Source organism: Streptomyces colonosanans (assembly GCF_001866645.1).
Lineage (GTDB): Bacteria > Actinomycetota > Actinomycetes > Streptomycetales > Streptomycetaceae > Streptomyces > Streptomyces colonosanans.
The window spans coordinates 72,196-83,900 of record NZ_MLYP01000013.1 but is presented as its reverse complement, the minus strand read 5'-3'; the positions used below and the strand labels follow the sequence as shown (position 1 = coordinate 83,900).

Sequence of the window (11,705 nt, the reverse complement as noted above, 5' to 3'; positions counted from 1 at the left end):
CGACGAATCGGGAGGAGCACGGACGTGGCCGAGAGCACCACCCAGCAGCAGCCGCTCACCGGCTGGGACAAACCGGAGCAGCTGGACCTCAGCAACGCCGACTGGCACTCCAGCAGCCGAGGGCTCGGAGATGTCCAGATCGCCTTCGTCGAAGGCTTCATCGCCATGCGGAACAGTGACCGTCCCGAAAGCCCTTCCTTGATCTTCACCCCCGCGGAATGGGGCGCGTTCGTGTCGGGGGCGCGGGAGGGGGAGTTCGATCTGACGTGAGCCCTCGCCCGGCGCGGAATGTCCGGACACGCGGCCGGTGACCCCGTCCTGAGGCCATCCCGTACGTCAGGCTGGCCCCGGAGCGATCACAACTGTGTGTGCCGGAGGCGAGAATCCCATGAGCACCCTGCCGGTCATCGCGGCCGTCGACGGATCGGACGACAGTCTGCGCGCCCTGGAGTGGGCGCTGACCGCCGCACGACTGCGCGAGGCGCCGCTGCGCGTGGTCCACGTGCGGCAGTACGCGTCCTGGGCGCAGCCCGACGTCACGGTCCTGGTCGCCGGCCCCCCGGATCCGGACGAGGACCCGGTGCTCGACGACGTACGGGCGCTGCTGGAGGGCCGGGCGGAGCGCCCGGTCATGGAGTACCTGTCGCTGGCCGGCGCCCCGGCCGCCGTGCTGCCCGAACTGGGTGGCAGCGCTCAGCTGATGGTGCTCGGCTCACGGGGCCGCGGCGGCTTCGCCAGCCTGCTGCTCGGCTCCAGCGGTGTGGCCGCCGCACGCGACGCCGACTGTCCGGTGGTCGTGGTGCCGCGCCCGGGACGACAGGTGCACGAGGGCCCGCCCGTCGCACCGGGGCCGCGCGTCGTCGTCGGCCTGCACATCGACAGCCCCGCCGAGGCCAGCCTCGCCTTCGCCTTCGCCGAGGCCGACCGCCGCGGCGCCCGGCTGCAGGTGATCGCCGCATACCCCTGGCCCCCGGCGCGGATCTGGACGACGCCCGGCGAACTGGTCCCCCCGGGCGACGACGAGGACGCCGTGGAGGGCGAGACCCGCACCCTGGCCGCGAGCCTCCTCGCCGCCCACCGCGAGCGGCACCCGGATGTGCAGGTCGACCTCTCGACCCCGCCCGGCGACGCCGCGGGCCACCTGGTCGCGGCCTCCAAGGAAGCCGAACTGGTCGTCGTGGGCCGCCACCGCCGACGCCTTTTCTCCCCCGCCCGCATGATCGGCTCGGTGACCCAGGCCGTCCTGCTTCACGCGGCGAGCCCCATCGCGGTGATCCCCCCGGCGACGGAGCCCGCCCGCACCGACGGCTGACCGGTCCCCCGGCCGCCGCATCGGACGGACGGGCCCCGCGCCAACGGCCCCGCTCGGCGGCGCGTGAGCGGCTCTCCCCGCGGCCCACCCCAGACCCCGCTTTCCGCCCGGGCACGTACCATTGCGGCATGTCCTTCCTCCGCCGCCGCAGCGCCACCCCCGCAGGCCCCGACTTCGACGTTCTGGCCATGGACCCGGGGGACTGGCCGGGCAATCTCGGTGCGGGTCTGCTCCCCGCTCCCGACGGCAGTTGCCAGGGCGTCTTCCTGCGCTACGACCTGTTCGGCGGCCGCGGCCCCGCGATGATCATCGGCAACCTGCCGGAGGGCTCCCCGGCCCGTGATGTCGCCGAGGGCGAGATCCCCTTCGAGGTGGGCCAGCTTCTCGTCGCGCTGGACAACGACGAGGAGGTCACCGTCGTCGGGACCGAGGACATGCCGGTGATGCAGGGCGACAACCTCCTGATCGTGCGCCGCCTCAAGCTCTCCGAGAGCCGTATCTCCTGCGTTCAGTTCGACCGGAGCGACAACGTCCTGGTGACCATCACCGCCTGGGACCGCCCCATCACCGACGACCTGTACGCACTGCTGAAGCCGTTGCCCGCGGAGCTGTTCCAGCAGGGCTGACGACCGGCATACCGGCTCGGACGGGACCCCGGACCTCTGACGGTCCGGGGTTCCGTCCGGCTTGTCGCATCTCTTGCCGCCCGGCGACACGCGGAGGGCCGGGACCAGCGAGCGATCCCGGCCCTGCGCACCGCACTACGACGCCGACGGCACCACCTGCACGTCCGCGGCCCGGACGAACGCCACCCGGTGTCCGAACTGGATCTCGTAGTAGCGGTCCTTGCCGATCACGACCTTGTGCGAGTCCATGGTGAAGGTGGCCGAGTAGTAGTACTCGCCCGCCATCTCGTCGCCGACGACGTACTTCTGGCCCGCCGGCAGCCGGTAGGACAGCGGCGAGACCGACTGCACGGGCACGCCCGCGGGGTAGGCCCCCTTCTCCGGATACGCCCGGCCGTACACCGGGATGTCCGCGAGTCCGTCCTTGGGCATCACCACGAGCCCGGACGCGTTCACCGCCGTCGACTGCTTCTTCGGGTTCTTGAACCAGGCCTTCTGGCCCAGGTACCAGATCGCCGTCCAGTCCCCGTCACGGTCGGCGACCGCATACTGCTGACCGGTGGAGACCCGCGAGCCCACGTCGTTCACGTCGATCGTGGAGTCGCCGCCCCCGGGACGCAGCCCGATGTCCTTGATCAGCGGCGAGGTCTCGTCCGGCTTGCTGTACAGGCGCACCTCGCTGGAGCCGTGCGGCGCGCACGGCTGTCCGGGGGCGGTGCAGCCGGTGTACTCGGGACGGTTCTTCGCGTAGTCCGGCAGGATTGTCACCAGGCCGCCGTCGGGATCGGCCGTGGTGTGGAACGGCTTGCCGAGCAGCTCGAAGTAGTGCCGCCAGTCCCAGTACGGGCCCGGGTCCGTGTGCATGCCCGGGACGGAGGAGGTCGTCGGGCCCGGCACGTTCTCGTGCCCCAGGATGTGCTGCCGGTCCAGCGGGATGCCGTACTTCCCGGCGAGGTACTTCACCAGCCGGGCCGACGAGCGGTACATCGCCTCGGTGTACCAGGTGTCCGGCGAGACCAGGAAGCCCTCGTGCTCGAGGCCGACGGACCTGGCGTTGATGTCCCAGTTACCCGCGTGCCAGGCCACGTCCTTGGCCTTGACGTGCTGGGCGATGTGCCCGTCCGTCGACCGCAGCGTGTAGTTCCAGGACACATACGTCGGGTCCTTGATCAGATTGAGGACGCCGTCCCACCGGCCTTCGGTGTCATGGATGACGATGTACTTGATGCTCTGCGACGAGGGCCGGTCGCCCAGGTCGTGGTTGCCGAAGTCGCCCTCACCGAACTCCTCGTACGGCGCCGGGATCCACTCGCAGGACACACTCTGCGGGCACTCGGTCCCGGCCGTGCCGCCCGCGCGCAGTCCGGCGCGCTTCAGCTGCGCCGTGTCGGGTGCCAGGCCCGGCTGTGCGGCCAGCGTGACGCTCTGTCCGGAGTCCGTGGTACGCCGCTCACCGCCGCGCATCACCTGGAAGACGTCGGCGGCGTACGCGGCCGCCGTCGCGCTGTCGTCCGCGCCCGAGAACGTCGCCACCGCCCCGTACCACTCGCCCGGGTCGGCGGTCAGCGGCTGGCCGAGGTGCTTCTGTGCGGCGGCGAGCAGTGCGGCGCCGCCCGCGATGTTGGCCGCCGGGTCGGTGCGCAGCCGTTCCGCTGGGATGCCGGTCAGCGTGGCGGCCTTCGTCAGCGTGTTCAGCCGGGCCGGCAGCTCGGCGTTCTCGGGGACCTTCGTCGTGGGCAGCAGCGCGGCACGGGCCTGGTCGCCGCGGGCGTCCTCCGTGCCCTCACTGTGGTGCGGGGCCTCGGTGATCGCGGCGCGGGCGTCGGTGAGATGCATCGGGCCGAAGCCGCCCGTGACGCTCGGCGCGCCGCCGTGCGCGTCCCAGCGGGACTGCAGGTAGGAGACACCGAGCAGCACGCTCTGCGGCACGTGGTACTCGGCGGCCGCGGCGGCGAAGGCACCCTGCAGACCGGCCGAGGGGTGCCGTTCGGGGGTCGGGGCGGCGCCCAGCAGCACCGGCAGCAGCAGCGCCGCCGAGGCGACGGCGCCTGCCGTTCTGAGGGCGCGTCTGCGCCCGGCGGGGGCGTTGGGGGCGGTGGCGGATCCTCGCAATGCAGCCTCCTGGGACGGTGGGCGCTCTGGGACGTGCGGGGCCGAACGTGCGTCAGTGGTACCGGCTCTGCGACGATCCGTCAATCATGCCCAGTCGGAGGCGATTTCCCATGTCAGCGGCGGTGGCGAGGAGTTTCGTGGCGACAGCAGCTCGGCCTGCGGGGCGTCAGTGGAGTGGACCAATGATCTGAACGGGTGCGTTCTGCGCGGCTGTCCCGGCGACCGGACAGGACGAGGGCCCGCGGGGCACCAACGCTCCGCGGACCGTCATTCGCTCAGCGAGTGCCGACCGCCGCTCGTACGGCCCGCCGAGCCAACTGGCAGTCGTCGTGCAGCCGCCGCAGCAGCAATCGCTGTTCCTCACCGGACGATGTGCCCGGGTGGGCCGCTCCCGGTGCCGCCGAGGTCGCCTCGTGCATCGAACGCTGCACGGCCGTCTCGTACCTGCGGATCTCACGGGTGAGGACGAGCATCAGGTTCACCAGGAAGGCATCACGCGAGGCCGGTCCCGCCGACTGTGCGATCTGGCTGATCTGACGTCGGGCGTCCGGGGCGTCGCCGAGGACTGTCCACAGCGTCGCCAGGTCGTATCCGGGCAGATACCAGCCCGCGTGCTCCCAGTCCACCAGCACCGGACCCGCCGGTGAGAGCAGGATGTTCGACAGGAGCGCGTCTCCATGACAGAACTGCCCCATACCTTGCCGGCCCGCCGCGTGAGCGATGTCGTGCAGCAGCTTCTGCAGGTCGCCCATGTCCCGGTCCGTGAGCAGGCCCAGATCATGGAAACGCGCGATCCGCTCCGCGTAGTCCAGCGGGGCCACGAACGTCCCCGCCGGCGGACGCCATGCGTTCAGCCGGCAGATCGCGCCCAGCGCCGTACGGATGTCGCCGCGCGGCGGTGCCTCCCTCGGATGCCGCTGGAGGGCGGCGACCCGGCCCGGCGTCCGCTCGATCACCAGCGTGCAGTTGTCCGGGTCCGCCGCGATCAGCCGGGGTACGCGTACCGGTGGCCGGTGTCGGACGAACGACCGGTATGCCGCTATTTCGTGCCGGATGCGTTCCGACCAGACGGGGGAGCGGTCGATTAAGCATTTGGCGACCGCCGTGGTGCGTCCTGTCGTGCCGACGATGAGTACGGAGCGCCCGTTGTGGCGCAGCACTTGCACCGGGGAGAACTCCGGACAGATGCGGTGCACCGAGGCGATGGCGGTGCGCAGTTGCGCGCCCTGCGGGCCGGACAAGTCGATTTTCCCGCTGAGCGGTGGGGCGCCGACCCCCGGAACGCGTCGCGCCCTGGCGGTGGCGAGCGCGGGGGACGCGGGTCGCGCGGAGTCGAGATAGGGGCCGCCGACGCCCGGGCGGGAGCGCAGCGACCGGGGCGGGGCGGACACGGAGGACGATGCTGCGTACATAGGCGAGACAGATCCCTTCGTGTGCCTGCGAGTTCAGCGCCGCCCGACCCGGCCGCCGCGGGTGCACCCTGGGGAATGCCCCTGCGGCGGCCGGGTCGGGGTGGCGCGTTCCTACCTGACACCCGATGCCCCGTGGCACACCATCTGGCGCACCCTGGCGAACCCTGGCGAATAGTCCCGAAGCAACTGACGGAGGGCTACTGTCAACTCAGCCGAGAACCTGGGGGCTTGACGTGAGCAGACAACCCAACACCCGCCTCGCGGATCTGTTCGGCCTGGCCGGCTGGTCCAAGGGTGAACTCGCGAGGCTGGTCAACCGGCAGGCGGCGGCCATGGGCCACCCCCAGCTGGCGACCGACACCTCGCGGGTGCGGCGTTGGATCGACATGGGAGAGATCCCGCGCGATCCCGTGCCACGGGTGATGGCGGCGCTGTTCACCGAGCGACTCGGTCGTGTCGTGACCATCGAGGACCTCGGTCTGGTCCGGCACGGACGCCCGGGAAAACGGCGTGACGAAGGGCGTGCCCAGCACCCCGACGGAGTTCCCTGGGCGCCCGAGCGGACTGCTGCGGTCCTCACCGAATTCACGGGAATGGACCTCATGCTCAACCGACGCGGCTTGGTGGGCGCGGGCGCCGCGCTCGCCGCAGGATCAGCACTCAGCAGCGCCATGCACGACTGGCTGCACACCGATCCGGCCCTCGCGGCCGACACTCCCTCATTCGACGATCCCCTGCATGTCGACCAAGTTGGGTACGACCGCTACGAGGCCGCCCCCATCGGATCGCAGGAGGTCGAGGAACTGGAGCGCTCTGTCGAGGTGTTCCGGGCCTGGGACGCGGCCCGCGGCGGCGGGCTGCAGCGCAAGGCTGTCGTGGGACAGCTCAACGAAGTGGGAGGCATGCTCTCCTACCGGCACCCCGACCATCTGCAGCGGCGCCTGTGGGGCGTCGCCGCCAACCTCGCCGTCCTCGCCGGCTGGATGTCGCACGACATCGGCCTGGAGCCCACGGCACAGAAGTACTTCGTCATCGCCGCCCACGCGGCCCGTGAAGGCGGCGACCGGCCTCGTGCCGGTGAGGCGCTCTCCCGCGCGGCCCGCCAGATGGTGCACCTCGGCCGACCCGACGACGCACTCGATCTGATGCACCTCGCCAGGTCCGGCTCCGGCGATCAGGTGCTGCCCCGCACTCAGGCCATGCTCAGCACCATCGAGGCCTGGGCGCAGGCCTCGATGGGCAAGGGTCAGGCCATGCGGCGCACACTCGGCGAGGCGGAGGAGCTGTTCGTCTCGGACAAGGCGGATGTGCCCCCGCCGAGCTGGATGCAGATGTTCGACGAGGCGGATCTGCACGGCATGCAGGCGCTGGCCTATCGCACTCTCGCCGAACACGAGCCGGGCGCGGCCGCCGTCGCGCAGCGGCACGCGAAGGAGGCGCTGGAGCTGCGCGGGACCGGCCGGGACCGGTCGAAGATCTTCGACCACATCTCCCTCGCGTCCGCGTGCTTCATCGCCGACGACCCGGAGCAGGCGGACCGCTACGCACGTCTGGCCCTGACGTCGATGGGGGCGAACTCCTCCCACCGCACCTGGGACCGGCTGCGCGAGATGTACCGGCTCACCGGCCAGTACTCCAGCTATCCGAAGATCCAGGACCTGCGGGAGGAGATCGAATTGGCCTTGCCCAAGGGGCTGCCGAAGCCCAGAGGCGGCAACGACGCGCAGGCGTAGGAGAGGTCTGTGCAAGCAGCGTAGGGTCCGGCTCCAGGAGGCCGTGGTCCCCTCGTCAGGAGACGATCCTGGCGGCGAGCACGCAGGCCTCGCCGAACTCTTCCACCACGGTCCGTACACAGTCCTGGGCCGTACGGGCTGCGCTGAAGCGCGGAGCCAGGTCGAGCAGCCTCTGGACGGCCGCCGTGCCGCTGCACCGCGGGAGTAGCCCCTCGGTGTGCAGGAGCAGCAGGTCGCCTCTCTCCAGGGTCACTTCGGCCTGTCCATAGGTGGCTGTCGAGGTCGCCCCGAGCAGTACGCCGTCCGGCGCCGCCGGCACGCACCCCGCCCCGTCGCGGAACAGCAGCGGGACGGGGTGTCCTGCCTGCGCCCAGGTCAGGGTGTGCGTCGCGGGGCGGTAACGGCAGCAGACGGCGCTGCCCAGGGACGGCCGGGTCGAGGCGTCCAGTAACTGGTTGAGCAGGCCCATCAGGGGGCCGGGTTCGGTGCCTGCCATGGCCATGCCGCGCAGGGCCCCGACCAGTGTCGCCATGCCCGAGGCCGCGGACACCCCGTTCCCGGTGAGGTCACCGACGGCGAGCAGTGTGTCCCCGTCGGGCAGTTCGAGCGCGTCGTACCAGTCGCCGATCGCTGCGCCCGCGGAGGACGGCAGGTGGTGGGCGGCCAGTTCGAGTGTCCCCGGGCCCCGCTGCGGGACCCGCAGGGAGCCGTGCCATGGCGGCAGCACGGCCTCCTGTAACGCGACCGCGACCCGGCGCTCGGTCTGCGCTCGGTACCGGTGGCGCTGCAGTGAGTCACGGGCCTCGCCCACGGTTCGCCGGAAGCGGCGCAGCTCGCTGACGTCCCGCAGCACGGCCCACATCGAGGAGGTGCTGCCGTCGGTGGCGAGCACGGGCTCGCCCATCATGTGCACGGTGCGCGCCCCACCGTCGGGGCGCAGGATCCGGAACTCCCCGTCGATGGGTTTGCCGTCGATCAGGCAGTCCGTGACCATCGCCGTCAGCAGCGGCCGGTCGTCGTCGTGCACCAGCGAGGGAAACTCGTCGAGGGTGAGCGCGGGGGCGGCAGGGTCGCGCCCGAGGATCCGGTACAGCTCCCCGGACCAACTCGCCTCGTCCGTCAGTAGATTCCACTCCGCGCTGCCGACCCGGCTGAGCAACGAGCCCGCCGGGCGCGCGGGCGGGACGGCCGGGGCGTCGCGGTCCTCGACCGCCACGGGGGGCGGGCCGTCCCGCAGCTGCGCCAAGTGCTCATCGACATCGCTGAGTTGGTGCAGTGCCAGATCGCACAGTGCGCGCTGCCAACGGGTCTCCAGCTCCGAGCCGTCCTCGAGGGCCTCCCGTCGTACCGCGTCCACTTCGCCGCGCAGCCGCCGTGTCTGCGAGATGAGCGCATCGACCGCGCCGCGCTCGGGTGGCCGGGCGGATGAAGGGTCCGCGGAGAGATGGGGTGGCATGGGCACTCCGATGCGGGGACGGTTCCACAAAGGCTGGCGGAAGGGCCGTTACGACTGTTGCACAGCCTGCGATGCCCTGTAAGGCATTTGGCAACACACGATCCGGTGGTGCTTCTGGCATATGCCACAGGCTCTGTGGAGTATCTGTGCGGGATGTAGAGCCCTCGTGCCCGATGTGGTCAAGTCGCAGGTAACGTACGGTACTCGACGGGGTGTGCGGGCGTGTGTGTCCCATGTTCAGATATGCGTTCGACACATGCGTGGGTGCCTCCGCTCACCACGCGTAGCGCCCCCCGCCGGACCCGGCGGCATCGGCTTCTTGAGCCACGGACCCCCCTCGGGCCCCACTTGTCACAGGGTGCCCCCCCTCTCCACCGACTGTCCCCGGCGGGGCAGGTGGCGGGGAGGGAGGGCAGCACGGGCAGGGCCTCAGTAGCGCAGCACCCCGGCGATGCCCTGCGCGTCGCCCAGCGTGCCGTCCGGAACGAAGTGGACCTCGGCCCCGGTGTCCAGGCAGCGCTCGACGATCTCGTCCACGATGTCCTCGCGGGCGTCAAGATCGCCGCTCTCGGCCGGCACCAAATGGTCACCGGCGTCATCGCGGACCGTCACGCGATAGTTCTCCTCGACCGCGAGGAGGTGGATGCGGCCGTCGGAGGCGTTCTGCCAGACCTCGTCGACGCCGGCGGCGAACGCCTTGCGGCCGCGTGCGGTCACCAGCTCACGGCTCACCGTGTCGATGTCCTGGCGGTCATGGGCCTCGATCACGGGCCGGAGTGCCTGCCACACGGCGTCTGGAGTGCCGTGGGCGAGGCCACCGTGCGGGACATGGACGGCGTCCTTGGAGACGGTGCCGACCTCGTCGAGGCAGGACAGCGCCGTCGGCTCGCCGGTGATGTACACCGGGCGCGGGTGCTCGCGCAGTACCGCGCTCAGCGCCGTGTCGGCCTCGCGCAGGAAATGGCGTGTTTCCTCGTCGCGGAAGATGCTCGGCGTGTTGCCGATCTGCTCCCGGCGCTCGGCGTCGAAATTCTCGCGGCTCCTGGTCAGCGGGAAGCCGCCGGTGTGATCCTCGGTGACGCGGTCGATGCTGCCGCTCCACAGCGTCACCCGGTCAGCCGCGGCCGACAGCACCCAGAACGGCCGCTCGGCGGCCTGTGCGGAGACGAGGTTGCGGGTCAGGAAGGTGTCCGAGAGCACCACGCGCTCGGGCACCGTACGGGCCAGTGACCAGACCTGGTGCTCGCCCGGTGCGGCGAAGATGACGAGGCCGTCCTCCGCGTGCGACAAGTCCACCTCCGCAAGGGCCTGGTCGAGCTGCCGGACGACATCGTTGCGCCGTTCCCGGGTGACCGCGGGATCGGCCTCCAGCTGCTTCTTGGCCTCGGCCACCACATTGCGCAGCCGGACCGGATCCTGGGTGTTGTCGGGCCCACGGCGGTGCGTCGGCGTCAGCACGGACACCGCGGGGTAGCTGCGTGGCCGCCGCAGCTCGGCGAGGGTCGCGGGACTCAGATCGTGCTCCATATGAGCACGATAGGGCGGATTCGCCGATAAGGCATTTGGGGCAAATCGACACAATATTCGAGATAATCGGTTGTCGATGTCGCTCGGGCCGTCGGCCGTGACCGTCCGCATCGCCGACGGAGGCCGGCACCTGACCGCCGTAGGACATCCCATGCGCCGTACGGGGGCGGCCGGGGCAGGGCGCTCGGCGGTGCCGCTCCGGGCGTCCTGGCGCAGGGCACCGGGACGGATCGTGACCCCGCCGCACTCCGGAAAGGCTCATCGTGACCCGTCAAGACTCCCGCCCCGCGTACGGTGTGCACTCCGAGGTCGGGCGACTGCGCAAGGTACTGGTCTGCGCGCCCGGTCTCGCCCACCGCAGGCTGACCCCCACCAACGCCGAAGAACTGCTCTTCGACGACGTCATGTGGGTGGAGAACGCCCAGCGCGACCACGCTGACTTCGTCGACAAGCTGCGCGGGCGCGGCGTCGAGGTGGTGGAGTTGCACGACCTGCTCGCACAGACCATGAGCGTCCCCGGGGCCCGGGACTGGCTGCTGGACCGGAAGATCACCGCCAACGAGGTCGGGCTCGGGCTCGTCGACACCACCCGCGCCTTCCTGGAGTCCCTCGATCCCGCCCGGCTCGCCGAACACCTGATCGGCGGCCTCGCCACCACTGACCTGCCCGACGCGTACCGCACCGGCCACATCGCCCTGGCCCGCGAGTCCACCGGCGCGCGCGAGTACCTGATGCCGCCGCTGCCCAACACGCTCTACACCCGCGACACGACGTGCTGGCTGTACGGCGGACTCACCCTCAACCCGCTGTACTGGCCCGCCCGCCATGACGAGACCCTGCTGATGAAGGCGGTCTATGCCTTCCACCCCGACTTCGCGGGGTCCACCGTCTGGTGGGGTGACCCCGAACTCGACTGGGGACAGGCCACGTTCGAGGGCGGAGACATCATGCCGGTCGGCGGCGGTGTCGTACTGATGGGCATGAGCGAACGCACCTCACGGCAGGCGATCACCCAGGTCGCGGCGGCCCTGTTCCGGAACGGTGCCGCCGAGCACGTCATCGTGGCCGGCATGCCGAAGCTGCGCTCCGCCATGCACCTCGACACCGTCTTCACCTTCGCCGACCGGGACCTGGTGACGCTCTACCCGGCCATCATGGACGGCGTCCACACCTTCTCCCTGCGGCCCGCCGACCAGGCCCCGGGCATCGAACCCGTCGACGAGGGCGCGCGCCCCTTCGTGGACGTCGTCGCCAAGGCGCTCCGCCTGCCCGGGCTGCGGGTGGTCGAGACGGGCGGGGACGTGTACGCCTCCGAGCGCCAGCAGTGGGACAGCGGCAACAACGCGGTCGCCGTGGAGCCGGGCGTGGTCTTCACCTACGACCGCAACACCCAGACCAACACGCTCCTGCGCAAGGCGGGCGTGGAGGTCATCACCATTGTCGGCGCGGAACTGGGACGAGGACGGGGCGGCGGGCACTGCATGACCTGCCCGATCATCCGGGATCCGGTCTGACGCCGCGGCAGGC

At 71.1% G+C, this 11,705-nt stretch carries 9 protein-coding genes; 5 read left to right on the top strand and 4 right to left on the bottom strand.

Annotation, left to right across the window (positions count from 1 at the left end; translation table 11 throughout):
* The first annotated feature begins 24 nt into the window (after positions 1-24).
* The 3 genes from BIV24_RS06080 to BIV24_RS06070 all read left to right on the top strand — a co-directional run bounded on the left by BIV24_RS06080 (position 25) and on the right by BIV24_RS06070 (position 1,938).
* The gene (locus tag BIV24_RS06080; RefSeq protein WP_071365113.1) at positions 25-270 is read left to right on the top strand and encodes a DUF397 domain-containing protein; all 246 of its coding nucleotides are present in this window, start codon (positions 25-27) and stop codon (positions 268-270) included.
* A 118-nt stretch (positions 271-388) separates the two neighbouring features.
* Entirely contained in the window at positions 389-1,312 is a 924-nt protein-coding gene (locus tag BIV24_RS06075; protein ID WP_071365112.1) for a universal stress protein, read from the top strand.
* A 128-nt stretch (positions 1,313-1,440) separates the two neighbouring features.
* Positions 1,441-1,938 (top strand): hypothetical protein, encoded by a 498-nt coding sequence (locus tag BIV24_RS06070; protein WP_071365111.1) that lies wholly within the window; start codon positions 1,441-1,443, stop codon positions 1,936-1,938.
* A gap of 135 nt (positions 1,939-2,073) precedes the next feature.
* On the opposite strand, the gene BIV24_RS06065 is transcribed toward BIV24_RS06070, so the two are convergent.
* Positions 2,074-4,050, bottom strand: coding sequence for an N-acetylmuramoyl-L-alanine amidase (locus BIV24_RS06065; protein WP_071365110.1), 1,977 nt, complete (start codon positions 4,048-4,050; stop codon positions 2,074-2,076).
* A gap of 275 nt (positions 4,051-4,325) precedes the next feature.
* Entirely contained in the window at positions 4,326-5,462 is a 1,137-nt protein-coding gene (locus tag BIV24_RS06060; RefSeq protein ID WP_071365109.1) for an aminoglycoside phosphotransferase family protein, read from the bottom strand.
* Between the two features lie 233 nt (positions 5,463-5,695).
* Between BIV24_RS06060 and BIV24_RS06055 the strand changes: the two genes are divergently transcribed.
* Positions 5,696-7,195: a DNA-binding protein NsdB gene (locus tag BIV24_RS06055; RefSeq protein WP_071365108.1), complete on the top strand. Its 1,500-nt coding sequence runs from the start codon at positions 5,696-5,698 to the stop codon at positions 7,193-7,195.
* Between the two features lie 55 nt (positions 7,196-7,250).
* On the opposite strand, the gene BIV24_RS06050 is transcribed toward BIV24_RS06055, so the two are convergent.
* Positions 7,251-8,651, bottom strand: coding sequence for a PP2C family protein-serine/threonine phosphatase (locus tag BIV24_RS06050; RefSeq protein WP_071365107.1), 1,401 nt, complete (start codon positions 8,649-8,651; stop codon positions 7,251-7,253).
* Positions 8,652-9,080: 429 nt separating this feature from the next.
* Positions 9,081-10,178 carry a baeRF3 domain-containing protein gene (locus BIV24_RS06045; protein ID WP_071365106.1) on the bottom strand — a complete coding sequence of 366 codons (1,098 nt, stop codon included), beginning with the start codon at positions 10,176-10,178 and terminating at the stop codon, positions 9,081-9,083.
* Between the two features lie 263 nt (positions 10,179-10,441).
* Here BIV24_RS06045 and BIV24_RS06040 point away from each other — a divergent pair, with 263 nt between their 5' ends.
* Positions 10,442-11,692: an arginine deiminase gene (locus BIV24_RS06040; RefSeq protein ID WP_071365105.1), complete on the top strand. Its 1,251-nt coding sequence runs from the start codon at positions 10,442-10,444 to the stop codon at positions 11,690-11,692.
* Positions 11,693-11,705: the final 13 nt, after the last annotated feature.